This window comes from Isoptericola sp. NPDC057559, from assembly GCF_042801555.1.
Classification (GTDB): domain Bacteria; phylum Actinomycetota; class Actinomycetes; order Actinomycetales; family Cellulomonadaceae; genus Isoptericola.
This window is the reverse complement of the sequence record NZ_JBHVFQ010000018.1, coordinates 59765-83107: the sequence shown is the minus strand read 5'-3', so window position 1 is coordinate 83107 and position 23343 is coordinate 59765. Positions and strand designations below refer to the sequence as shown.

Genomic DNA, 23343 nt, shown 5'->3' with positions numbered 1-23343 from the left:
GGTCCGGTCTCGAGGTCGCCGACGTGCTGGAGGGTGACCTGCTCGGCGTCACGGTCGGCAGGGCGACGCTCGCCTACGCGCTCGGCGTCGCCCCCGTCGTGCAGGCCACGGTGCGCCGGGTCGACCATGACCTCCTCGACCCAGCAGACCGGGCCGTCGGCGAAGAACGTCAGGTGCGCGCCGGCGAGCAGGTAGCCCAGCGGCCCGGGGCCGACGGCGGCGTCGGTGACGACGGCGACCAGCGAGTCCTCGCGTGCCGCGAGCGTGGCGAAGGACGACTCGAAGACCTCGCGCCGGGGCCGGAAGCTGGTGGCGAGGTCGCGGGCGAGCGGCCACACCGCGGCGGCGTCGTCGGGCCGGGCGGGCCGGACGGTCGGCAGCGGCATGGTGGCACCGTAGCGCGAGGCGACGTCGCGGTTCCTCCGCGTCCCGCGACGAGACCCGGAGGAACCGCGACGTCGACCGCGGGTCAGGCCACGCGGGTCCGGGGCGCGTTCTCGGCGGTCTTCGCCGGGTCGCGCTCGACGACGCCACCGAGCACCTCGTCGATGCGCGCCATGAGCTCGGCGGGGATGGTCACGCCGGACGCCTTGACGTTCTCCGCGACCTGCTCGGGCCGGGACGCGCCGACCAGCGCGGCGGCGACGTTGTCGTTCTGGAGCACCCAGGCGACGGCGAGCTGCGCCATCGACAGGCCGAGCTCGTCCGCGACGGGCCTCAGGCCCTGCACCCGCGTGAGGACGTCGTCGTCGAGGAAGCGCCGGATGCTCTGCGCGCCGCCCTTGGTGTCCGTCGCGCGCGAGCCGGCGGGCAGCGGCTGGCCGGGCAGGTACTTGCCGGACAGCACGCCCTGCGCCATCGGCGACCAGACGATCTGCGAGAGGCCGCACTCCTTCGAGGCGGGTACGACCTCCTCCTCGATGACCCGCCAAAGCATGGAGTACTGCGGCTGGGAGGAGATGAGCTGGAACCCGAGGTCCTTGGCGAGCGCGGCGCCGGCGCGGATCTGGTCGGCGGTCCACTCGGAGACGCCGATGTACAGCGCCTTGCCCTGGCGGACGATGTCGGCGAACGCCTGCATCGTCTCCTCGAGGGGCGTCTCGGTGTCGTACCGGTGCGCCTGGTACAGGTCGACGTAGTCCGTGCCGAGCCGCGTCAGGGAGCCGTCGATCGACTCCATGACGTGCTTGCGCGACAGGCCGGTGTCGTTGGGGCCGCCGGGGCCGGTGGGCCAGTAGACCTTGGTGAAGATCTCGAGCGACTCGCGCCGCTCGCCCGCCAGCGCGTCGCCGAGCACCTGCTCGGCCTTGGTGTTCGCGTAGACGTCGGCGGTGTCGAACGTCGTGATGCCGGCGTCGAGCGCGGCCCGCACGCACTGCGTCGCGACGTCGTTCTCGACCTGCGAGCCGTGGGTGAGCCAGTTGCCGTAGGTGATCTCGGAGATCTTCAGACCGCTGTTGCCGAGGTACCGGTAGTTGACCATGCGCCCACCCTAGGGCGGGCGCACGGCCGGTCGATCACTCCGGGTAGACGCCGTGCTTCTTCGACGTCGGCTTGGGCAGGCGCGAGCGGCGGATCTGGAAGGCCCGCATGACGGCGTACATCATCGTGCCCTTGGGGACGTCGTGGAACTTGGCCAGCAGGCGCTTCTTGAGCCCCCGCCACAGCAGGAACGCGTCGGCGATGGTCAGCAGCACGACGGCGTACAGCAGCATCAGCACGAGGGCCGAGATGGTGATGTTCCGGCTGAAGATGAGGTTCAGGATGATGAAGAGGAACGCGACGGGCAGGAAGAACTCGCCGAGGTTCCAGCGGGCGTCCACGTAGTCGCGCACGTAGCGCTTGACCGGGCCCTTGTCGCGAGGCGGCAGGTGGCGCTCGTCGCCGGTCTGCATCGCCTTGTACTCGAGGTTGCGCTGCTCGCGAGACTTCTCCCGCGCCGCCTTGGTCGCCGCCTTGCGGTCGTTCGGCACCAGGGGCCGCTTGTTCGCGGCCTCGGACACGCTGCGCTTGGGGGTGGGGCGCCCCTTGCCGGCGGGCGCACCGGACTGCTCGATCTCGGCGGCCGCGTCGACGGGGTCGGTGGAGTCGGGGGACGACGACGTCGCGTCGGACTTGTGGCGAGAGAACACGCACCCAGGGTAGTCGAGCGCGCGGGTAGCGTGAGCCGCGTGACCGACACCCCCGCCCCCTCCCCGGCCGCCCCGCCGCACGACGACGCCGCCGCCACCCTGCGCGCGCACGTCGAGCGGCAGTTCCCCGAGCTCCAGGCCGACCTGGAGCGCCTGGTGCGCATACCGAGCGTCTCGGCGGCCGCCTTCGACCAGACCCACGTGGCCACCAGCGCCGACGCCGTGGCCGCGCTGCTGAGCGACGCGGGCCTGCCGGACGTGCGCATCCTGAGCTCGGCCCGCCCGGACGGGACGCCCGGTGCGCCCGCCGTGGTCGCGCGCCGCCCTGCTCCCGAGGGCCGACCCACCGTGCTGCTGTACGCCCACCACGACGTCCAGCCGCCCGGCGACGCCGCGGCGTGGGCCACCGACCCGTTCGTGCCCGTCCAGGTGGGCGAGCGCCTCTACGGGCGCGGCGCCGCGGACGACAAGGCCGGGCTGGTCGCGCACGTCGGCGCGCTGCGGGCGCTCACCGCGCTCGCCGCCGAGACCGGAGCGGACCTGCCGGTCGGCATCACCGTCTTCGTCGAGGGCGAGGAGGAGTCCGGCTCCCCGAGCTTCCGGCAGTTCCTCGCCGACCACCGCGAGCTGCTCGCCGCCGACGTCATCGTCGTCGCCGACTCCACCAACTGGAAGGTCGGCGTGCCGGCCCTGACCACCTCGCTGCGCGGCCTGGTGGACGGCGTCGTCGAGGTCGAGGTGCTCGGGCACGCGGTGCACTCCGGCATGTTCGGCGGCCCGGTGCTCGACGCGAACACCCTGCTGGCCCGCCTCATCGCCACCCTGCACGACGACGCGGGCAACGTCGCGGTGCCCGGCCTGGTGAGCGGCCCGGAGCCGGAGGTCGACTACGACGAGGCGGCGTTCCGCGCCGACTCCTCGGTGCTCGACGGCGTGGAGCTCGCGGGCGAGGGCACGATCGCGGGCCGGTTGTGGACCAAGCCGGCGCTGTCCGTCATCGGCATCGACGCCACGAGCGTCGCGCACGCGTCGAACACGATCGCCGCCCGCGCGGCGGCGAAGCTGTCGCTGCGCATCCCGCCGGGCCAGGAGCCGCAGGCGGCGGAGGACGCCCTGCGCGCCCACCTGGAGGCGGCGGCGCCGTTCGGCGCGCGCGTCACCTGGCGGCCGGGGGAGCAGGGGCGGGCGTTCCACGCCGCCGGCGACTCCGCCGCGATGCGCGCCGCCCGGGCCGCGTTCGCCGCCGCGTGGGGCACCGACCCGGTGGACATCGGCGTCGGCGGCTCCATCCCGTTCATCGCCGACCTGCTCGAGTTCTTCCCCGACGCCTCCGTGCTGGTCACGGGCGTCGAGGACCCGGACTCCCGCGCGCACGGCGCCGACGAGTCGGTGCACCTGGGCGAGCTGCGCAAGGTCGTGCTGGCCGAGGCGCTGCTGCTGCGCCAGGTCGCGGCGCAGGGCTGACCCGGTGCCGGGCGCCGGTCCCGCGGACCCGCACGGCGGCGCGTTCGACCGCGCCGCCGCGCGGGCGAGCATGGTGCCGCTGCTCCCGTGCGGCGGCGACGAGTCCGACCTCGACGCCCTGGTGGAGTTCTGGACCGCGCTCGGCCTGGAGACGACGTACCGGCAGCGCCGCCCGAACCCGTTCGTCGCGTTCGGCCGCGGCGGCATCCAGGTGCAGTACTACGGGATGCCGGGGTGGGACCCCGAGCAGAGCCACTCGTCGTGCGTGCTCGTCGTCCCGGACACGCAGCCCGTGCACGACGCCTTCGCGGCGGGGCTGCGCACGCTGCTGGGCCGGCTGCCCCTCGCCGGCGTGCCACGGATCACCCGGCCGCGCCGGCGGGCGAACAACGGGGGCCTCAGCGGGTTCAGCCTCGTGGACCCCGCGGGGAACTGGGTGCGCGTGACCCGCGCGCCCGACGCGCCCGTGGTCGCCGGGGAGGGCGGCACCACGACGTGGACCTCGGGTGGCGGCGGCCCCCTCGCCAGGGCCCTCGAGAACGCCGTCGTCGTCGCCGACTCGCACGGGGACGTCGCCCAGGCCCGCAAGGTGCTCGGCGGCGCCCTGCGACGGGCGCGGACGGGCGCGGACGCCCCGTCGACGGCGGAGGTCGCGCCGGTGCTCGCCTATCTGGCGGAGCTGGCGGTGCGTGCCGGCGAGGGGAGCGAGGCGCGGGAGCTCCGCGCGGAGCTCGAGGCGCTGCCGGCGGTCTCCGACGACGACGCCGTCGCGCTCGCGGGTGCGCTCACGGACGTGCGGGCGCTGCCGGACGTGCCGGAGGGGTGAGCACCTAGGGGCCGGCGGTGTCCGGGGAGCCGGGGGCCTCGTCGGCGGGAGCGATCGCCGTGCGGACGGCGTCGAGGGCGGCGGCGGCGTCCTGGGCTCGTCCGTCGTGCAGCGCGGCCTCCAGCCGCTGCGTCGCCCCGGCGAGCTCCAGGTCCCCGAACGTGCTCGCGGACCCGGTCACGGTGTGGCAGAGGTGCTCCGCCTCCTCCCGCGCGGCCCGGTCGAGCGGGGCGCCCGGTGCGTCCAGGAGCTCCAGGATGCGCCGCGCACGGCCGACGTTGCGCGCGCGGGCCCGGCGGGCGAGGACCACGACGGCGTCGCCGAGCCCGCCCTCCGGGTCGGCGGAGGTCACGCGTCCCACCCCAGCGCGGCCGCGAGCTCGTCCGACAGCCGCAGCGGGTCGAACGGCTTGGTGAGCACGGCGACGGCGCCCAGGCCGTCGAGGCGCGAGATCTCCGGGGTGCCGACCTTCGCCGTGAGGAAGACGACCGGCACGTCGACCAGCTCCGGGACGGCACGGATGCGGCCCAGCACCGTGGGCCCGTCGTGCACCGGCATCATGACGTCGAGGAGGATCGCGTCCGGCCGCACGCGCCGCGCGACCTCCAGCCCCGCCGTCCCGTCGCCCGCCGTGTGCACCTCGTGCCCGCCGACGGCCGACAGCGCCAGTGCGGCCACCTCCCGGATCGACGGGTCGTCGTCGATGACGACCACGCGTCGGCCCCCCGTCGCCACGTGTTGTTCCCCCTCGTCCGCCTGCCCGGTCCGCTCGACCGTACCTCCCGGCGGCCTCCGGCGCTCTCCGTCGCCCGAACCCCCGTGCCCCGTGCGGAGAGCGGAGCACGCCAACCTCTCCTAACCTCGGCCCCATGGGGGATGCGCGACAGACGACGGCGCGGGGGCACCGCACCTTCGTGCGCTGGTGCTGGGCCGCAGGCGTCGGGGTGCTGGCGCTGGTGGTGGTCCTGGCCGGACCGATGGACCAGGCGGCGCGGGCCGAGCTCTCGAGGACGGCGATCGCCGCCGCGGGCGTCGTCGCGGCGTTCAGCTGCGGGTGGCGGGCCGTGCGGTCGGCCGGACGCCGGCGGCGGGCCTGGGGGCTGCTGGCCGTCGGCGGCGTCGTGGGCGTGCTCGGCAACGTCTACGCGGTGGCCGTAGGAGACCCGGACACCGGGGACGTCGCGTACATCGCGGCGCTGGCGCTCGGCGTCGTCGGCCTGGCCCTGTTCCCGACGGTGCGCCCCCGCGGCCAGGAGGTCGTGCGGATGCTGCTCGACAGCATCGTCGTCGGCGGCTCGGTGCTGTACATCGCGGTGTTCGCCGTCGCGCTGGAGGGGCGCACCTTCTCCTCGACGCCGGCCCTCACCGCCTACGCGCTGCCCGTGGTCGACGCCCTCCTCGCGACCTTCGCGGTGCTGGTGCTCAACCGGTCCAGCGCCGCGGAGCGCGTGCCGCTCGGCCTCGTCGGCAGCGGGTTCGTCCTGTACGCCGTGGCGGACGTGTCGTTCGCGCTCCTCACGGCCCAGGGCGGCTTCACGTTCGGCAGCCCGATCGATGCCGCGTGGGTGGGCGGCTACCTCGCGATCGCGGTCGCCGCGCGCCACCCCGCCGCCTCGGGCAGCCCGTTGGCGGACGAGCGCGCCAAGGGGTCGGCGGTGCTCGGCACGGTCGTGACGTTCGGCATCTTCCTCGCCGCCGCCCTCGTGCGGGTCGGCCAGGCCGGGCAGGCGTTCCCGTGGGTGGCGAACGCGCTCTGGACGGCGGTCCTCGTGGCGGTCGTCGTCCGGCAGATCCTCGTGGTCGTCGACAACGAGTCGCTGCGGCACGACCTCGAGCGCCGCGTGGAGCTGCGCACCGCGCAGCTGCGCGCGCTGGCCAGCGAGCGGGAACGCACCCTCGAGTCGGTGGCCGACGGCATCTACGGCGTCGACACCGCCGGCCGGGTCACGTTCGTCAACGCCGCGGGCGCCCGGACCCTGGGGGTCACCGCCGCCGACCTCGTCGGCCACGACGCCCACGAGACGTTCCACGCGCCCGCCGCCGACGGCACCCCCTACCCGTCCGACCGGTGCTACATCACCGAGGCGGTGCGCGACGGCGTGACGGCCACGGCCGAGCAGGACGTCTACCGGCGGCTGGACGGCAAGGACGTCCCCGTCGAGGTCACGGCGAGCCCCCTGCGCGCCGACGGCGAGGTGACCGGGGCCGTGGTGGTCTTCCGCGACGTCACGGAGCGGCGCGAGGTGGAGCGCATCAAGGACGAGTTCGTCTCCGTCGTGAGCCACGAGCTGCGCACGCCGCTCACCTCGATCCGCGGCGCGCTCGGACTCCTCGACAGCGGCGTGCTCGACCGGTCGTCCGAGCAGGCCGCGCGCATGGTGCGCATCGCCCTGACCAGCAGCGAGCGGCTCGGCCGGCTCGTCGACGACATCCTCGACGTCGAGCGCATGGACGCCGGGACCACGCCCCTCGAGCTGGCCGACCACCAGGTCGACGCCCTGGTCGCGGCCGCCGTGGAGCAGGTGTCCATCCAGGCCGACGAGGCCGGGGTGGTGCTGGCGCCCGCGAGCAGCGACGACGTCATGCGGGTCGACGGCGAGCGCGTCGTGCAGACGCTCGTGAACCTGCTCAGCAACGCCGTGAAGTTCTCCCCGCGGGGCGGCACGGTCCGGGTGGCCGCCGTCCCGGTGGGCGAGCTGACGGAGGTGCGCGTCGACGACGAGGGGCGGGGGATCCCGCCCGACAAGCTCGAGGCGGTGTTCCGCCGCTTCGAGCAGGTGGACGCCTCCGACGCGCGCGAGCGCGGCGGTACCGGCCTCGGCCTCGCGATCGCCCGCAGCATCGTCGAGCGGCACGGCGGCCGCATGTGGGCCGTGAGCGAGGGGGAGGGGCGCGGCTCCAGCTTCCGGCTCACGCTGCCGCGCGTCGTCTCGGCCATGGCGGCGCCCGCCGTGCCGGACGCGCCGGACGATGACGGCCCGGCGACGCGCGTGGTGGTGGTCGACGACGACCCGTACGTCGTGGAGGTGCTGCGCGAGGTGCTCGAGCTGCGCGGCTACGACGTGGTGGGGGTGACCGACGGCCGCGCGGCGGTCGACGTCGTCGAGGACGAGCACCCCGCGGCCATCGTGCTCGACCTGGCGATGCCCGGCACCGGTGGCACGGAGATCCTCCGACACCTCCGGCGGTCGGCGGCGACGGCGCAGCTGCCGGTCGTCGTGGTGTCGGGGACGGCCCCGGCCGACGCTCGGGAGACCGCGGCGCTCGCGGACGGCTGGCTGGTCAAGCCCGTCGACCCCGACCGGCTCGTCGAGACGGTCCGCGAGGTGATCCGGCTGCGTCCCCACCACGACCGGGTGCTGGTGGTCGAGGACGACGATGGCCTCCGGGACGTCCTGGTGACCGTCCTGGAGAACGGCGGCCTGGACGTGATCCCGGCCCGGGGCGTGGCCGAGGCGCGCGTGGCGCTCGCGCGGGGCGAGGAGCCGGACCTCGTGGTGCTCGACCTGCGGCTGCCCGACGGGTCCGGGAAGGACCTCGTGGCCGACCTGCGCCGCAGCGGGCGGCTGCGCCACGTCCCCCTCGTCGTGTACTCGGGGGCAGAGGTCGGGTCGCGCGAGCGGGACGACCTGCGACTCGGCAGTACCGTTTTCCTCACGAAGGGGAAGAAGGCACCGGACGCCGTCCTGCGCCCCGTGCTCGACCTCCTGGATGCGGCGTCCGGCCGCGTCGCCCCCGTGCCCCCCGACCCGTCGAACCCGAGGACCCCATGACCGAGCCCCTGACCATCCGCGTGAGCGCCGGCACCGGGAGCGGGCGCACCACCCTCGCGGCGTTCGACGCCGCGCTCGTCGCCGCCGGAGTCGGCGACTTCAACCTGGTGCGCCTCAGCTCCGTGGTCCCCCCGGGCAGCGTCGTCCTCGAGGTCGACGGCCCGGACCAGCTGCAGGGGGAGCACGGCGACGCGCTGTGGTGCGTGTACGCCGCGGGGTACGCGTCGCTGCCGGGCCACGAGGCGTGGGCTGGGGTGGCGTGGTCGCGCCGCGACGACGGCAGCGGCGCGGGCCTGTTCGTCGAGCACGACGGGCCGTCGCACGAGCAGGTCGCCACCGACCTCACGCACAGCCTCGAGGACCTGTCGACGACCCGCGGCGGCACCTACGCCCCGGAGGGGCGCATGGTCACCGGGCTGACGTGCGAGACGCTCCCGGTGTGCGCGGTCGTCGTCGCGACCTACCGGCGAGCAGGCTGGGAGGAGCAGGGCCGTGCACGCTGACGTCACGTTCGAGCCGACCGTGTCCGGCGACGTCGCCGACGGCTTCTGGCGCCTCTACCTGGAGGCGTTCGAGCCGCTGCGCACGCGCGCCGCGGCGCGGCACGTGCTGCACCGCGAGGAGTTCGACGAGGAGATGGCCGACCCGCGCGTGCTGAAGCTCCTCGCGCACGACCGGGCCGGCGAGCCGGTCGGCCTGACGACGCTCGCGACGGACCTGGCCGCGGTGCCGTGGGTGAGCCCGGAGTTCTTCGCGGCCCGCTACCCGGAGCACGCCGCGCGCGGCGCGGTCTGGTACATCGGCTTCACGCTCGCGCACCCCGGTCGGCGCGCCACGCGCACCTTCATGGACATGATCGACGCGCTGGTCGCCCACCTCGCCGAGCACCGGGTGGTGTGCGCGTACGACGTGTCCCGCTTCAACGACGACTCGCTGCGGTTCGCCGACAACCTGCGCCGCCGGCTGGAGCGCACGCAGGACGTCACGGTGGAGACGGTCGACCGCCAGACCTACTACGCGACCACGTTCCACTGACCGCCGGCGGGCCGGCTCAGACCCGGCCGGCGTCCCGGTGGGCGACGTCCACGGCCCGCGCCCACGCGGCGACGTCGGCGGGGAGCTCGGGGCTCCGCGGCGGCGCGTCGTGGCCCATCAGCGCGACGACGTCGGGGGCGGGGACACGCGCGTTGCCGGGGCCCAGGAACCGCCCGGCCACGTAGCCGCGGGCGTAGAGGCGGCCCTTGCAGGTGAAGGCCTGCTCCATGTAGACGACGCGCTCGTCCCACCCGAGCACGCGGGTCGTGATCTCGAACCGGTCCCACAGCTGCAGGGAGCGCTTGTACGTCATCGTCGACGCGGCGACGACGGGGTACCACTTGCGGTCGCCGATCTTCGCGAACCCGTCGAGGTCGGCGATGAAGTTCGAGCGCGCCACGTCCATCATCTGCAGGTACGAGCCGTTGTTCACGTGCAGGTACAGGTCGAGGTCGCCGGGGTGCACCCGCATCGTCGTCACGGAGGGGTCGAGCAGGCCCTGGCCGGGGACGGGCTTGCGCGGCCGCAGGGAGGCCCAGGTGAGCTGGATCATTCGAGTCACCCGCGCAGGCTATATCGGCGACCGCCGGTATCAGGTACCCGACGGTGCGGGGCGCGGGAGGCGGCGCTAGACCGGGGGAGCCGGGTCGTACTGGATGCCGCGCCGCACGGCGCGGGCGACCTCCGGCGACTCCAGGCGGGCCACGAGGTGCAGGGCCATGTCGATCCCGGCCGAGACCCCGGCCGCCGTGACGACGTCGCCGTCGTCGACGAACCGCGCCTCGGTGTCCACCACGACGCTCGGGTCGAGCTGTGCGAGCTCGTCGTAGTGGTCGCGGTGCGTCGTCGCGGGCCGTCCCGCCAGCAGGCCCGCCGCCGCGAGCACGAGCGCCCCGGTGCACACGCTCGCGAGGAGCGGCGTCTGGAGGCGCACCTGCCGCAGCCACTCCAGGTGCGCCGGGTCGGCGATCATGGCGCGCGTGCCCCAGCCGCCCGGGTACACGAGCACGTGCAGCGGCCCGACGTCGTCGGCGGAGTGCGCCGGCACGAGCCGGAGGCCCTTCGCCAGCCGCACGCCCTCGCCGTCGCGCGAGAACGTGCTCACGTGCGGCTTGAGCCCCGACTCGACGAGCGAGTGCTGCTCCCAGGCGGCGAGCACCTCGAACGGCCCGACGACGTCGAGCTCCTCGGCGTCGTCGAACACGAGGATCCCGATGTGGAGCCCGCTGTCCGTGCTCATGCCTTCTCCCGTGTCCCGGGCCGTGCGGCCCCCGGTCAGATCCCCGGCAGCGCCAGCATCTGGTCGAGCGCCACGCGCGCCCAGTGGGCGTCGTCGGCGTCGACCACGATCCGGTTGACCACGCGCCCCTCGACCAGGGACTCCATCGCCCACACCAGGTGCGGCAGGTCGATGCGGTTCATGGTCGAGCAGAAGCACACGGTCGAGTCGAGGTAGTGCACCTGCTTGTCCGGGTGCGCCTTGGCGAGGCGCCGCACCAGGTTGAGCTCGGTGCCGATCGCCCAGGAGCTGCCGGGCTCGGCGGACTCCAGGGCCTTGATGATGTACTCCGTCGAGCCGACCCGGTCGGCGGCGGTGACGACCTCGTTCTTGCACTCGGGGTGCACCATCACCTCGACGCCGGGCACCTTCGCCCGGACGTCCTCGACGTTGCGCACGGAGAACCGGCCGTGCACGGAGCAGTGCCCGCGCCACAGGATCATGCGCGCGTCGCGCAGCTGCTGCTCGGTGAGGCCACCCAGCGGCTTGCGCGGGTCGTACACCACGCAGTCGTCCAGGCTCATGGCGAGCTGGAGGACGGCCGTGTTGCGGCCCAGGTGCTGGTCGGGCAGGAAGAGCACCTTGCCGGTGCCCTCGACGCCACCCACGCGGTCGAACGCCCAGCGCAGCGCGACCTGGGCGTTGGACGACGTGCAGACGGTGCCGCCGTGCCGGCCGGTGAAGGCCTTGATCGCGGCGGAGGAGTTCATGTACGTCACCGGCACGGTGTCGTCGGCGATCCCGACGTCCTGCAGCACGGACCAGGCCTCCTCGACCTGACCGATCTCCGCCATGTCGGCCATGGAGCAGCCGGCGGCGAGGTCGGGCAGCACGACCTGCTGCGCGTCCGACGTGAGGATGTCGGCGCTCTCGGCCATGAAGTGGACGCCGCAGAAGAGCACGAACTCCGCCTCGGGGCGGGCGGCCGCCTCGCGCGCGAGCTTGAAGGAGTCGCCCGTGACGTCCGCGAAGTCGATGACCTCGTCGCGCTGGTAGTGGTGCCCGAGGACGAACGCGCGCTCGCCCAGCGCGGCGCGCGCGGCGCGGGCCCGGTCCACCAGGTCGGGGTCGGACGGCGCGGGCAGCGCCCCCGTGCACTCGACGCCGCGCTCGGAGGCGAGGTCGCGGCCCTGGCCGAGCAGCAGCAGCGCGGAGGGTGCGGGCTCGGCGAAGCCGGTCGAGGCGCCGGTCGGGGTGCCCGCGGTGTCGTTCAGCAGGGTGGTCACCCGCTCATGTTTCCACAGCGCACGCGTGCGCGAGGCCGTGCGTCCGGCCCGCGGCGTCGTCCCGCGGGCTCCCGCCGGACCCGTCGGCGTCCCGGCTGTGCCACGATCACGGCATGCACGTGCTGCTCTGCGTCGCCGAGGACGCCGACCTGGCCCAGGGGCTCGCGACCGCGTGGCGCGAGGCCGCGCCGTCCTGCGAGGTGCGGACCGCGGTGGTGCCCGGGGCCGCGCCCGCCCCGCCCGGCCACGGCGGGCCCGTCGGGGTGTTCGTCCCGCTGGACGCGCTGGGCCTGACGTCGGTGGCCGCGCCCGGGACGGGCCCGCTGGGCGCGGCGGCCGGCGCGGCGGACCTCGTGGTCGTGCACCTGGCGGTCCTGGACGCGACGACGCTGCGCGAGGGCCTCGTGGCCGCCGCCGTCCGTGCCGCTGCGCCCCTCGCGGTGCCCGTCGTGCTGCTGGTCGGCCGCAGCGAGGTCTCGCGACGTGAGTGGTCCGGGGCGGGCGTCAGCGGGGTGCACGAGACCGGGGCGGACGTCGTGGCGGCGACGGCGCGCGTGGCGCGGACGTGGGCGCCGTCGTGGGCCTGACGCGGCCTGACGTTGCCTGACGTGGCCCGACGTGGCCCGACGCGGCCCGACGCGGCCCGACGCGGCCCGAGGACCGCCGGTCCGGGCGTGCGGCACGCAGGCTGTGAGCCGCGTCATCGCGTCCGCGAGATTCGCGCGTAGGATCGGGAACAGCCGCAAAGGTCCGTCTGTTGGAGGAAGCATGACCGACACCACCGAGATCGCCACGCACGGCGTGGACCTGTCCGACGTCGCCGCCGACAAGGTTCGCAGCCTGCTCGAGCAGGAGGGCCGCGACGACCTGCGTCTGCGTGTGGCCGTCCAGCCCGGCGGCTGTTCCGGCCTGATCTACCAGCTCTACTTCGACGAGCGTCTGCTCGACGGGGACGCGCTGCGCGACTTCGACGGCGTCGAGGTCGTCGTGGACCGCATGAGCGTGCCCTACCTCGAGGGCGCGAAGATCGGCTTCGCGGACACCATCGAGAAGCAGGGCTTCACGATCGACAACCCGAACGCCGGCAGCTCCTGCGCCTGCGGCGGCTCGTTCAGCTGAGCCGCTGATCCCGGCCTCCGACGGCCCGGTCGCCCCTCTCAGGGGTGGCCGGGCCGTCGTCGTGCGCGGGCGTCGTGCTCACGGCCCGGCGGCGAGCCGCACCGTCAGCACCCACACGGCGTCACCCTCGTCCGGTTCGCGGAGCTCGGGGTCGCCCGCCATGGCGTGACCGCGCATCCGCGCCCACGCGGGGACGTCGTGCCGGGCGGCGGGGTCGGTCGACAGCACGGTGACGAGCGTCCCGGCGGGGAGGTCGCGGGCGGCCGCCGCGAGCCGGATCACCGGCAGCGGGCAGCGCAGGCCACGGGCGTCGACCACGACCGTGCCGGTGTCGTCCCCGGGGTGCGCGGTCACAGCCCGCTCACCCCGAGCACGTCGCGGACCCGCCGGACCGCACCGGGCAGCACGGCCAGGAAGCGCTCGACGTCGTCCTCCGTCGTGGAGCGGTCCAGCGCGACCCGGACGTTCCCGTGCGTGAGCACGCCCATCGCCGCGAGCACGTGGGAGGGCTCCAGGGTGCTCGACGTGCACGCGGAGCCCGAGCCGACGGCGAAGCCGGCCCGGTCCAGCTCGGTCACCAGCGCCTCGCCGTCGACGTAGAGGCAGGAGAAGGTCACGACGTGGGGGAGCCGGTCGTCCGGGTCGCCCACGACCTCGACGTCGGGGACCGCCGCGACGGCGGCCCGCACGCGGCCCACGAGCGCGCGGCGTCGCGCGTCCTCGGCGACCCGGTCGGCGACCGTGGCCTGCAGCGCGACGGCCGCGGCGAACGCCGCGGGCACGCTCACGCCGCCGGGCGCCCACGGGTCGGCGTCCTCGGGGCCGGGCGGCACGGTCCGCACGCGCTGGCGCACCGCGAGGACGCCGACGCCCGCCGGGCCGCCCCAGTCGGAGGGCTGGGCGGCGAGGAGGTCCCAGGCGTCGGGCACGTCGTCGTGGCCGAGGCTCGCGCCGGCGTCCACGAGGAGGGGCACGCCGGCGGCGCGGGCGGCCTCGTGGGCGGCGCGCAGCGGCTGGCGCGTCCCGACCTCCCCGTTGGCGTGCTGGAGCGCGGCGACCGCGACACCGGGTGCGGCGACGGCGGCGCGGAAGGCGTCGAGGTCCACGCGGCCGTGGCGGTCGACGCCGACCGTCACCCGGGCCCCGCCGTGCGCCGCGGCGGACGCGGAGGCGGCGTGCAGCACCGCGGCACGCTCGGTCTCCCCGACGACGACGTCGCCGCCGGCGCGCCGCCGGGCCTCGGCGGTGCCGAGCACGGCGGCGTGGAGCGCGGCGACGTGGCCGGCGGTGAACCGGACCTCCTCGGTGCGCGCCCCGAGGACGGCCGCCACGGCCTCCCGGGCGCCGTCCAGCAGCCGGGCGGCACGGCGCCCCTCCGTGTGAAGACGGCGCGGGTCGGCCCAGCCGTCCTCGAGCGCCTGCAGCAGCCCCTGCCGCGCCAGCGGGTGCAGCGGCGCGCCGCCCCCGTTGTCGAGGTGCACCCGCGCGGCGGGCGCCGGTGTCGCGCGTGCGGGCGAGGTCGCGGGGGAGGGGGGCGCGGCGGGATCGGTGGTGTCCGTCACAGGTGTGCTCCGTGGGGGATGACGTGCGGCGCGACGGCCGGCGGACGGCGCGCGACGGGGCGCGGAACCCGCACCCAGGGCACGATCGTGCCATCTTCGGCGGGTCGGGGCGGGGCGCCGATCGGGCCGGCGGGCGGCCGAGGATCTGACACCCGAGGGCAACGATCTGACACTCCGCAGGGGTCTGTGTGCAACGAGCAGATGTGGACGTCCCGTGCGGAAAGAGTCACGTCCCGACGGGGCTTTCGCGGCGTCGAACCTGCTCCGGGCGCGCTAGGCTGCATCACATCGAGGACGAAGGTCCCGTCTGCGCGCCCGCCCCCCAGGGCGGTGGCGTTCGGGCAGGACGTGACGTGAAAGGCCTCCCTTGCACTCGAAGAGCCCCACCCGCACCCGGCGGGTCATCCTGCGCGCGACGGTCATCGCCGGCGCCGTCGCGGTGTTGGCGTCCGGTTGTGCCAGCGACTCCGTCAAGCGCGGATACCTGCCCGGCTACAGCGACGGGGAGGTGACCAACCAGACCGAGCGAATCACCAACCTCTGGGTCGGCTCCTGGATCGCAGCGCTGATCATCGGTGTCATCACCTGGGGCCTGATGCTGTGGTGCGTCGCGGCCTACCGCAAGCGCCGCAACGACCACCAGCTCCCGGTCCAGACGCGCTACCACATGCCGCTCGAGATCATGTACACGGCCGTGCCGACGATCATGATCCTCGTCCTGTTCTTCTACACGGACCGCGACATGTCCGCCGTGAAGGACACGAGCGCCGAGCCCGACGTGAACATCCAGGTCATCGGCAAGCAGTGGAGCTGGGACTTCAACTACCTGGACGACGGCGTCTACGACTCCGGCCAGCACCTCCTGGACGTCGGCGGTCAGACCGTCGACGACGAGGTGGACGGCGCCCCGGGCACCTCGAAGGACGTCCCGACGCTGTACCTGCCGGTCGACAAGTCGGTCGAGTTCACGCTCGACTCGCGCGACGTCATCCACTCGTTCTGGATCCCCGCGTTCCTGTACAAGCAGGACATGATCCCGGGCCGCACCGGCACGTTCCAGGTGACGCCGACCCGCGAGGGCACGTACGCCGGCAAGTGCGCCGAGCTCTGCGGCGAGTTCCACTCCGGGATGCTCTTCAACGTCAAGGTCGTCTCCCAGGCGGAGTACGACGCACACATGAGCGACCTGCGCGACGCGGGGCAGACGGGCGAGCTCGGCCTCGACCTGAACCGCCAGCAGCACGCGAACTTCCCGCAGGACGACACGCTCCCGGAGGTCGAGAACTGATGGCGGCCACGACAGCCACCGCGTACGGCGCCGAGGTCATCCCCGGCCTCGCGCCGAAGCGCCAGAACCTCGGTCGCACCGTGGTCAAGTGGATCACCTCCACGGACCACAAGACGATCGGGTACATGTACCTCATCACGTCGTTCATCTGGTTCGCCGTGGGAGGCATCCTCGCCCTGCTGATCCGGGCCGAGCTGTTCTCGCCCGGCCTGCAGATCGTGCAGAGCAAGGAGCAGTACAACCAGCTCTTCACCATGCACGGCACGATCATGCTGCTGCTGTTCGCGACGCCGCTGTTCGCCGGCTTCGCCAACGTGATCATGCCGCTGCAGATCGGTGCGCCGGACGTCGCCTTCCCGCGGCTCAACATGTTCGCGTACTGGCTGTTCCTCTTCGGCGGCATCATCGCCGCGGCGGGCTTCTTCACCCCGCAGGGCGCCGCCTCCTTCGGCTGGTTCGCCTACGCACCGTTGTCGAACACGACGTTCAGTCCAGGGTTGGGCGGAGATCTCTGGGTGTTCGGCCTCGCGCTGGCGGGCTTCGGCACCATCCTCGGTGCCGTCAACTTCATCACCACGATCATCACGATGCGCGCGCCGGGCATGACCATGTTCCGGATGCCGATCTTCACGTGGAACACGCTCGTCACGAGCCTGCTGGTGCTGATGGCGTTCCCGCCGCTGGCCTCCGCGCTCTTCGCGCTGGGTGCCGACCGCCGCCTCGGGGCGCAGGTCTTCAACCCTGAGAACGGTGGCGCCATCCTCTGGCAGCACCTGTTCTGGTTCTTCGGTCACCCCGAGGTGTACATCATCGCGCTGCCGTTCTTCGGCATCGTGTCGGAGATCTTCCCGGTCTTCAGCCGCAAGCCGATCTTCGGTTACAAGGGCCTCATCATCGCGACGATCGCGATCGCGGCCCTGTCCGTCACGGTGTGGGCGCACCACATGTACGTGACCGGCGCCGTGCTGCTGCCGTTCTTCGCCTTCATGACGATGCTCATCGCGATCCCGACAGGCGTGAAGTTCTTCAACTGGATCGGCACGCTCTGGCGAGGCAAGCTCACGTTCGAGACACCGATGCTGTGGTCGATCGGCTTCCTCGTGACGTTCCTCTTCGGTGGTCTGACCGGCATCATCCTGTCGAGCCCCGCGCTGGACTTCCACCTGTCCGACTCGTACTTCGTCGTGGCGCACTTCCACTACGTCGTCTTCGGCACCGTGGTGTTCGCGATGTTCGCCGGCTTCTACTTCTGGTGGCCGAAGTTCACGGGGCGGATGCTGAACGAGCGCCTCGGCAAGGTCCACTTCTGGATGCTGTTCGTCGGCTTCCACATGACCTTCCTCATCCAGCACTGGCTGGGCGTCGAGGGCATGGCCCGCCGCTACGCGGACTACATGCCGGAGGAGGGCTTCACCTGGGAGAACCAGGTGTCGACCATCGGCGCGTTCATCCTCGCCGCCTCGACCCTCCCGTTCCTGTGGAACGTGTACACGACCTGGCGCAACGCGCCGAAGGTCACCGTGGACGACCCGTGGGGCTACGGTCGCTCGCTCGAGTGGGCCACCAGCTGCCCGCCGCCGCGCCACAACTTCACGTCGCTGCCGCGCATCCGCTCGGAGTCGCCGGCGTTCGACCTGCACCACCCCGAGGTCGCGGCGATGGAGCAGGCGCCCGGCCACGGAGCGCTGAACGCCGTGTACGGCGACTCGCAGCGCCGGGGCCAGCAGGAGGTCGTCGAGGAGCGGCGCGACAGCGCGCAGTCCGACGCGGCGCAGTCGACCACGACGGTCATCGAGGACGAGGGGGAGAACCGCAAGTGAAGATCGAGATCAAGCTCTTCCTGTTCCTCGCACCGTTCTTCGTCCTGGTGGGCGTGATCTACGGGCTCGTCACGCACTTCACGGAGCCGGTCGGCTACCTGGGCATCCCGCTCGTGGGTGCACTGATGGCCATGGTCGGTGCCTACCTCGCTCTGACGGCCCGGCGGATCGACGCGCGGCCCGAGGACGACGAAGAGGGCGAGATCGAGCAGGGCGCCGGCGACCAGGGCGTGTACTCGCCGTGGAGCTGGTGGCCTCTGGTCATCGCCGCGTCCGCCGCCATCGCGTTCCTCGGACTCGCGGTCGGCTGGTGGGTGCTCTACATCGGCTTCGTCCTCGGTGTCATCGGCCTCGTCGGCTGGGTCTTCGAGTTCAGCCGCGGACAGCACGCGCACTGACACAGCAGTAGCCGACGCGCCCCGCTCCTCCTCCGGAGCGGGGCGCGTCGTCGTTCGCCGGGCGGACACGGAACGGCAACGATCCGCGAAGGGTGCGGCCGCGCACCCCACCGTCGGGCCCTGCCGTGATGGAATGAAACCTCATCATTCCCTGAGAAGGAGCAGCACGTGCGCGTCCCCCAGAAGTCCGTGGCCCTGGCATCGGCGGGCCTGGTCGCCCTCGCACTGAGCGCCTGCGGGAGCGGAGAGCCCGCTGCCTCCACCTCTGGCGGCTCCGAGGCCGCCCAGGAGCAGACCGCCGAGATCACCACCGCGGCGGACCTCACCGACCTCGCCGAGCAGATGCAGGCGGCGCAGGAGAAGGCCACGACGTCGCACATGGAGATGACCTACGGCGGTGAGCTGGCCGACTCCGCCGGGATGAGCGAGACCACCACCACGGCGGACATCTCCTACGGCAAGACCGTCGAGGACACGGCCATGCAGATGTCCATGGGCGTCATGGGCATGGACATGGACATCATCCTGCTCGACGGCACGATCTACATGTCCATGGGCGAGCTGACGCAGGGCAAGTACCTCTCGCTGACGGCCGAGGAGATGGCCGCGGACCCGAACATGGCGGGCACCTTCGACTCGATGGAGTCGATGGACGCCGCCGCCCAGGCGGAGGCGATGGCCGACGCCGTCACGAAGTTCGAGCACACCGGCACGGAGAAGGTCGACGGCGTCGAGGCCGACGTCTACACGATGACCATCGACCCCTCGAAGCTCGAGAACGGCGCGACCGGCGTGAATGCGGACATGGCCGACCAGGTGGGGGAGATGACCCTGGTCTACAAGGTCGCCCCCGAAGGCCTGCCGGTCGCCGCGGACATCACGATGGACGTCAGCGGCCAGGAGATGGTCGTCTCGACGGCCTTCTCCAAGTGGGGCGAGCCCGTCGACATCAAGGCCCCGGCCAAGGACGAGGTCGTCCCGTACTCGGAGTTCGGCACCCAGGGCTGACGCCCGGGCTCCACGACGACGGGGGCCCCGCACGCATCGCGTGCGGGGCCCCCGTCGTGCGTCCGGGCGGTCTGCGTCAGGCGGGGACGATCAGGCCGGCGGTCTGGGTGCGGGCGCGCTGCAGGCGGGCGGCGACGTCCTGCCAGTTGGCGATGTTCCAGACGGCCTTGACGTAGTCGGCCTTGACGTTGAGGTAGTCGAGGTAGAAGGCGTGCTCCCACATGTCGAGCATGAACAGCGGGGTGATGCCGACGGGCACGTTGGCCTGCTGGTCGAAGAGCTGGAAGATCGCGAGGCGTCGGCCGATGGAGTCCCAGCCGAGGACGGCCCAGCCGGAGCCCTGGATGCCGGTGGCGACGGCGGCGAACTGGGCATGGAAGGCGGCGAAGGTCCCGAAGGCGTCCTTGATGGCCTCGGCGAGCTCGCCCTCGGGCTCGCCGCCGCCCTCGGGGGACAGGTTGTGCCAGAAGACGGTGTGGTTGGTGTGGCCGCCGAGGTTGAACGCGAGGTTCTTCTCGTGCAGGTTCACCGCGGCGTTGTCGCCGGACTCGCGGGCCTCGGCGAGCTTGTCGAGGGCGGTGTTGGCGCCCGCGACGTAGGCCGCGTGGTGCTTGTCGTGGTGCAGCTCCATGATCTTGCCGCTGATGTGCGGCTCCAGGGCGCTGTAGTCGTAGGGCAGGTCAGGGAGCGTGTAGACAGCCATGCTGAGATACCTCCGGTTGCGTGCCGCACGTCGTGGTCGGCGTGCGATGGGGACGTCGTCGAGGGCTGCGTCCGGCCGACACTAGGTGCCGGGAACGACGACGGCCCGCGCACCCCGCCCGACGAATCGGGGGAAGGGAGCGCGGGCCACCGGTCCAGCCTGCAGGAGACTCAGTGCTCCCGCTCGACGGATCCAGACCCCGAGACCAGCTCGGGGGTGTCGTGGGCCGGCTCGAGCTCGTCGTGCTCGCCGTGCGCGTGCGCCGCGGCCAGCTCGGCCGGGGTCACGGGCTCGACACGGTCCTCGTAGAAGAACCGCGACAGCTTCTGCCAGCGCTTGTCCTTCTTGTAGCCCTTGCGCTTGACGCCACGCGAGTCCGTCGCCGGCTCGATCTCGAGCGGGCGGCGCGGCTCGTAGTTCACGCGGAGCCAGCGCTCCTGCTCGTCGAGCGGGCGGTGGACCTCGATGTACTCGCCGTTCGCGAACCGGACGATGCGCCCGGTCTCGTGACCGTGGAGCACGAGCTCACGGTCCTTGCGCTGCAGGCCGATGCAGATCCGCTTGGTGACCCAGAACGCGAAGACCGGGCCGACGAAGAACAGGACCCGGAAGACCCAGGTGATCGCGTTGATCGACAGCGCGAAGTGCGTGGCGATGAGGTCGTTCGACCCGGCCAGCGCGAGGATGACGAACGCCGTGAGGAACGCGACGCCCAGGCCCGTGCGGGTCGGCACGTTGCGCGGCCGGTCGAGCACGTGGTGCTCGCGGTGGTCGCCCGTCACCTTCGCCTCGACGAACGGGTACACGAACAGGAACGTGAACAGCAGGCCCGGGATGATGACCGCGGGCACGAGGATGTTCAGCGAGAGCGTGAAGTCGCCCCACGTGACGATCTCGGCCTGGCCCGGCATGAGGCGTAGCGATCCCTCGAGGAACAGCATGTACCAGTCGGGCTGGGCGCCTGCGGACACCGGTGACGGGTCGTACGGGCCGTAGTTCCAGACGTTGTTGATCGCCAGGGTGCCGCCCATGAGGGCCAGCACGCCGAAGATGATGAAGAAGTTGCCGCCCATCTTCGTGGCGAACGCCGGGACCGCCGGGTAGCCGACGACGTTGCGGTCGGTGCGGCCGCCGCCCGGGTACTGCGTGTGCTTGTTGAGCACCATGAGGAACAGGTGCACGCCCACGAGCGCGAGGATCAGCGCCGGCACGAGCAGGATGTGCACCGTGAACAGGCGCGGGATGATGTGCTCTCCCGGGAACTCGCCGCCGAAGACGAACCAGGACAGGTACGACCCGATGATCGGGATCGACTTGATGACGCCGTCGGTGATGCGCAGACCGTTGCCGGAGAGCACGTCGTCCGGGAGGGAGTAGCCGGAGAAGCCGGCCAGCAGGCTCATGATCAGCAGCAGCGTGCCGACGAGCCAGTTGAGCTCGCGGGGCTTGCGGAACGCGCCGGTGAAGAAGACGCGCATCATGTGCACCACGATGCCGGCGACGAAGATCAGCGCCGACCAGTGGTGGATCTGCCGCATGAGCAGACCGCCGCGCACCTCGAACGACATGTCGAGGGTCGAGGAGAAGGCCACCGACATCAGCTGGCCGTCCATCGTCGCCGGGGCGCCGTGGTGCGTGGTGAGCGCCATCGACGGCTCGAAGAACATCGCCAGGAACACGCCGGAGATGAGGAGCACGACGAACGAGAACAGCGCGATCTCGCCGAGCATGAAGGACCAGTGGTCCGGGAAGACCTTGCGGACGAGCTGCTTGGCGAGCACGCCCATCTTGGTCCGCTGGTCGAGGTAGTCGGCGGACTTGCCGATCAACGTCGTGGGTTCCGCCGTGGCGGGGGGAGTTGTCGTGGTGCTCACTTCAGTCGCTCCCAGTAGCTCGGGCCGACGGGCTCGTCGAAGTCGTCCTCAGCCACAAGATACCCCTCGTCGTCGACGGTGATGGGCAGCTGGGGCAGCGGGCGCTTGGCAGGACCGAAGACCACCTTGGCGCCGTCGGCGACGTCGAACGTCGACTGGTGGCACGGGCACAGCAGGTGGTGCGTCTGCTGCTCGTAGAGGGCGACCGGGCACCCGACGTGGGTGCAGATCTTCGAGTACGCGACGATGCCGTCGTAGGAGGCACCGGGGCGGTGGTCGCGCTTGAGGTCGCGGGGGTCCATGCGCACGAGGAGCACGACCGCCTTCGACTTCTCGGTGATCCACTCGTGCGACTCGCGCTCCTCGGCGGGGACGTCGGGGATGACGTGCGCGACCGAGCCGACGGTGAGGTCCGAGGCCTTGATCGGACGACCGGACGGGTCGTACGCGAGACGCATGCCCTTCCGCCAGATCGTGTTGCGGAACGAGGCGACGTTCCAGGTACCGCCGACGCTCGACACGAGCGGCACGGCGATGGTCAGCGGGAAGAGGGCGAGCGCCGAGACGACCGCTCCCTTGAGCACCGGGCGACGGGCGATGCCGGAGTCCTCGAGACCGTCCTTGAACTGCTGCTGGACGACCTCGCGCACGTCCTCCGAGCTCGCGCTCGAGTGGCGCTCCTCGACGTACTCCTTGGAGGACATCAGGGTCTTGGCCCAGTGCACGGCGGCGAAGCCGATGCCGAACAGCGAGACGGCGATCGCCACGCCGAGCAGCACGGTCGACATGCGGACGCCGGGCGTCGTGCCGTCCGGCCGCACGGCGAAGTACGCCACGAGGGACGCGACGGTGCCCACGCAGGAGATCGCGAAGAGGATCGCGATGATCCGCTCGTTGCGCTTGGCGGCCTTGGTGTCGGTGTCCGCGAGGCGCGGGTGGTGCGTCGGGACGCCCGGGTCGGCGAAGCGGTCGGAGTGCTCGACCGTGCCGTTGCCACCGTGGGGGGTCACGTCGCGCGACGCGCCCTGGGGGTTCTGGTTCTCGCTCACGAGGACTTCGCTCCGATCCACACAGCGCCGCCGATGATCAGGCCGATGCCGATGATCCAGGCCCAGAGGCCCTCACTGACCGGGCCCAGCGAACCGAGGGTGAGGCCACCGGCCGAGCCCTGGTCCTGCTCGTCGAGGAACGCGATGATGTCGCGCTTCTCGGTCGGCGTGATGTTGGCGTCGTTGAACACCGGCATCGACTGCGGGCCGGTGAGCATCGCCTGGTAGACGTTGCGGCCGGAGGTGTCCCACAGCGGCGGCGCGAACTTGCCCTCGGAGAGGGCGCCACCGGCGCCGACGGCGTTGTGGCACATCGCGCAGTTGGTGCGGAACAGGGCCATGCCGTTGGCCGGGTCGCCCTGGCTGCCGTCCACCTGCTCGTCGGTGGGGATGGCCGGGCCGGCGCCGAGGGACGCGACGTACGCGGCGAGCGCGGCCGTCTGCTCCTCGTTCATCTGCCGGGGCTTGGCCTCGGCCTGGGGGCCGTTCATCTGCATGGGCATCCGGCCGGTGGAGACCTGGAAGTCGACCGCGGCGGCGCCCACGCCGACGAGCGACGGCGCCTGAGCGGTGCCCTCCGCGTTCGGTCCGTGGCAGGTGGCGCAGTTGGCCTGGAAGAGCTTCTTCCCGGTCTCGATGTCCGCGGTGCTGGCGGTGTCGGCCTGGGCCGGGCTCGGGGCAAGGGCGGCGTAGACGCCGCCCGTGACCAGCAGCGCCAGCAGCAGCAGCACGACCGGCGCCAGCCGGTGGTGCCTGCGGGCGGCGAGTGCCTTCACGAAATGATCCT

25 protein-coding genes are annotated in these 23343 nt (G+C 72.6%); 11 read left to right on the top strand and 14 right to left on the bottom strand.

Going from position 1 to position 23343, the window contains the following annotated elements; all coding sequences use genetic code 11:
- The 3 genes from ACFU5J_RS16095 to ACFU5J_RS16085 form a co-directional block, all read right to left on the bottom strand.
- The coding region (locus ACFU5J_RS16095) for a hypothetical protein (RefSeq protein ID WP_430579383.1) at positions 1-386 on the bottom strand (386 nt) is incomplete at its 3' end.
- 83 nt (positions 387-469) lie between these two features.
- On the bottom strand, positions 470-1483 hold the full coding sequence (locus ACFU5J_RS16090) for an aldo/keto reductase family protein (RefSeq protein WP_430575996.1): 1014 nt from the start codon (positions 1481-1483) through the stop codon (positions 470-472).
- Positions 1484-1517: 34 nt separating this feature from the next.
- Positions 1518-2132, bottom strand: coding sequence for a DUF3043 domain-containing protein (locus ACFU5J_RS16085; protein ID WP_430575995.1), 615 nt, complete (start codon positions 2130-2132; stop codon positions 1518-1520).
- A gap of 39 nt (positions 2133-2171) precedes the next feature.
- On the opposite strand from ACFU5J_RS16085, the gene ACFU5J_RS16080 reads away from it, so the two are divergent.
- Together ACFU5J_RS16080 and ACFU5J_RS16075 are read left to right on the top strand one after the other, a co-directional pair.
- The gene (locus ACFU5J_RS16080; RefSeq protein WP_430575994.1) at positions 2172-3596 is read left to right on the top strand and encodes a dipeptidase; all 1425 of its coding nucleotides are present in this window, start codon (positions 2172-2174) and stop codon (positions 3594-3596) included.
- A gap of 4 nt (positions 3597-3600) precedes the next feature.
- Positions 3601-4422 carry a hypothetical protein gene (locus ACFU5J_RS16075; RefSeq protein ID WP_430579382.1) on the top strand — a complete coding sequence of 274 codons (822 nt, stop codon included), beginning with the start codon at positions 3601-3603 and terminating at the stop codon, positions 4420-4422.
- A 4-nt stretch (positions 4423-4426) separates the two neighbouring features.
- On the opposite strand, the gene ACFU5J_RS16070 is transcribed toward ACFU5J_RS16075, so the two are convergent.
- Positions 4427-4774 carry an Hpt domain-containing protein gene (locus tag ACFU5J_RS16070; protein WP_430579381.1) on the bottom strand — a complete coding sequence of 116 codons (348 nt, stop codon included), beginning with the start codon at positions 4772-4774 and terminating at the stop codon, positions 4427-4429.
- The gene (locus tag ACFU5J_RS16065) at positions 4771-5157 is read right to left on the bottom strand and encodes a response regulator (RefSeq protein ID WP_430575991.1); all 387 of its coding nucleotides are present in this window, start codon (positions 5155-5157) and stop codon (positions 4771-4773) included. Before ACFU5J_RS16065 ends, ACFU5J_RS16070 begins: the two co-directional genes overlap by 4 nt.
- A 134-nt stretch (positions 5158-5291) precedes the next feature.
- Between ACFU5J_RS16065 and ACFU5J_RS16060 the strand changes: the two genes are divergently transcribed.
- Genes ACFU5J_RS16060 through ACFU5J_RS16050 form a run of 3 tightly spaced genes read left to right on the top strand, consistent with a single transcriptional unit; the run spans position 5292 to position 9230 of the window.
- Positions 5292-8195 (top strand): response regulator, encoded by a 2904-nt coding sequence (locus ACFU5J_RS16060; RefSeq protein ID WP_430579380.1) that lies wholly within the window; start codon positions 5292-5294, stop codon positions 8193-8195.
- On the top strand, positions 8192-8698 hold the full coding sequence (locus tag ACFU5J_RS16055; RefSeq protein WP_430575989.1) for a pyruvoyl-dependent arginine decarboxylase: 507 nt from the start codon (positions 8192-8194) through the stop codon (positions 8696-8698). Before ACFU5J_RS16060 ends, ACFU5J_RS16055 begins: the two co-directional genes overlap by 4 nt.
- Positions 8688-9230 (top strand): hypothetical protein, encoded by a 543-nt coding sequence (locus tag ACFU5J_RS16050; RefSeq protein ID WP_430575988.1) that lies wholly within the window; start codon positions 8688-8690, stop codon positions 9228-9230. Before ACFU5J_RS16055 ends, ACFU5J_RS16050 begins: the two co-directional genes overlap by 11 nt.
- A gap of 16 nt (positions 9231-9246) precedes the next feature.
- On the opposite strand, the gene ACFU5J_RS16045 is transcribed toward ACFU5J_RS16050, so the two are convergent.
- From ACFU5J_RS16045 to nadA, 3 genes are all read right to left on the bottom strand, one after another.
- Positions 9247-9783 carry an acyl-CoA thioesterase gene (locus ACFU5J_RS16045; protein WP_430576474.1) on the bottom strand — a complete coding sequence of 179 codons (537 nt, stop codon included), beginning with the start codon at positions 9781-9783 and terminating at the stop codon, positions 9247-9249.
- 75 nt (positions 9784-9858) lie between these two features.
- Positions 9859-10470 carry a DJ-1/PfpI family protein gene (locus ACFU5J_RS16040; RefSeq protein ID WP_430575987.1) on the bottom strand — a complete coding sequence of 204 codons (612 nt, stop codon included), beginning with the start codon at positions 10468-10470 and terminating at the stop codon, positions 9859-9861.
- A 35-nt stretch (positions 10471-10505) separates the two neighbouring features.
- Positions 10506-11726 carry a quinolinate synthase NadA gene (gene nadA / locus ACFU5J_RS16035; protein WP_430576473.1) on the bottom strand — a complete coding sequence of 407 codons (1221 nt, stop codon included), beginning with the start codon at positions 11724-11726 and terminating at the stop codon, positions 10506-10508.
- A 122-nt stretch (positions 11727-11848) separates the two neighbouring features.
- On the opposite strand from nadA, the gene ACFU5J_RS16030 reads away from it, so the two are divergent.
- A complete protein-coding gene (locus tag ACFU5J_RS16030) occupies positions 11849-12322 on the top strand; it encodes a hypothetical protein (RefSeq protein WP_430579379.1) in 474 nt (157 codons plus the stop codon).
- Positions 12323-12503: 181 nt separating this feature from the next.
- Complete coding sequence (locus ACFU5J_RS16025; protein WP_380319894.1) at positions 12504-12854, top strand: HesB/IscA family protein; 351 nt, start codon at positions 12504-12506, stop codon at positions 12852-12854.
- A gap of 78 nt (positions 12855-12932) precedes the next feature.
- Here ACFU5J_RS16025 and ACFU5J_RS16020 read toward each other — a convergent pair whose 3' ends face one another.
- Both ACFU5J_RS16020 and ACFU5J_RS16015 read right to left on the bottom strand, forming a co-directional pair.
- On the bottom strand, positions 12933-13208 hold the full coding sequence (locus ACFU5J_RS16020; protein ID WP_430579378.1) for a sulfurtransferase TusA family protein: 276 nt from the start codon (positions 13206-13208) through the stop codon (positions 12933-12935).
- Positions 13205-14335: a cysteine desulfurase family protein gene (locus ACFU5J_RS16015; protein ID WP_430579384.1), complete on the bottom strand. Its 1131-nt coding sequence runs from the start codon at positions 14333-14335 to the stop codon at positions 13205-13207. Before ACFU5J_RS16015 ends, ACFU5J_RS16020 begins: the two co-directional genes overlap by 4 nt.
- Positions 14336-14783: 448 nt before the next feature.
- Here ACFU5J_RS16015 and coxB point away from each other — a divergent pair, with 448 nt between their 5' ends.
- From coxB to ACFU5J_RS15995, 4 genes are all read left to right on the top strand, one after another.
- Positions 14784-15704, top strand: coding sequence for a cytochrome c oxidase subunit II (coxB, locus tag ACFU5J_RS16010; RefSeq protein ID WP_430575984.1), 921 nt, complete (start codon positions 14784-14786; stop codon positions 15702-15704).
- On the top strand, positions 15704-17524 hold the full coding sequence (gene ctaD / locus ACFU5J_RS16005) for a cytochrome c oxidase subunit I (RefSeq protein WP_430575983.1): 1821 nt from the start codon (positions 15704-15706) through the stop codon (positions 17522-17524). The genes coxB and ctaD overlap by 1 nt, the downstream gene beginning before the upstream one ends.
- Positions 17521-17922, top strand: coding sequence for a cytochrome c oxidase subunit 4 (locus ACFU5J_RS16000; protein ID WP_430575982.1), 402 nt, complete (start codon positions 17521-17523; stop codon positions 17920-17922). The genes ctaD and ACFU5J_RS16000 overlap by 4 nt, the downstream gene beginning before the upstream one ends.
- Positions 17923-18090: 168 nt before the next feature.
- Positions 18091-18930 (top strand): hypothetical protein, encoded by an 840-nt coding sequence (locus ACFU5J_RS15995; RefSeq protein ID WP_430575981.1) that lies wholly within the window; start codon positions 18091-18093, stop codon positions 18928-18930.
- Positions 18931-19006: 76 nt separating this feature from the next.
- Here ACFU5J_RS15995 and ACFU5J_RS15990 read toward each other — a convergent pair whose 3' ends face one another.
- From ACFU5J_RS15990 to ACFU5J_RS15975, 4 genes are all read right to left on the bottom strand, one after another.
- Positions 19007-19633 (bottom strand): superoxide dismutase, encoded by a 627-nt coding sequence (locus tag ACFU5J_RS15990; protein WP_430579377.1) that lies wholly within the window; start codon positions 19631-19633, stop codon positions 19007-19009.
- 170 nt (positions 19634-19803) lie between these two features.
- Positions 19804-21507, bottom strand: coding sequence for a cytochrome bc complex cytochrome b subunit (locus ACFU5J_RS15985; protein ID WP_430575979.1), 1704 nt, complete (start codon positions 21505-21507; stop codon positions 19804-19806).
- A complete protein-coding gene (locus tag ACFU5J_RS15980; protein ID WP_430575978.1) occupies positions 21504-22556 on the bottom strand; it encodes a Rieske 2Fe-2S domain-containing protein in 1053 nt (350 codons plus the stop codon). Before ACFU5J_RS15980 ends, ACFU5J_RS15985 begins: the two co-directional genes overlap by 4 nt.
- Positions 22553-23332: a c-type cytochrome gene (locus ACFU5J_RS15975; RefSeq protein ID WP_430575977.1), complete on the bottom strand. Its 780-nt coding sequence runs from the start codon at positions 23330-23332 to the stop codon at positions 22553-22555. The genes ACFU5J_RS15980 and ACFU5J_RS15975 overlap by 4 nt, the downstream gene beginning before the upstream one ends.
- Positions 23333-23343 lie beyond the last annotated feature (11 nt).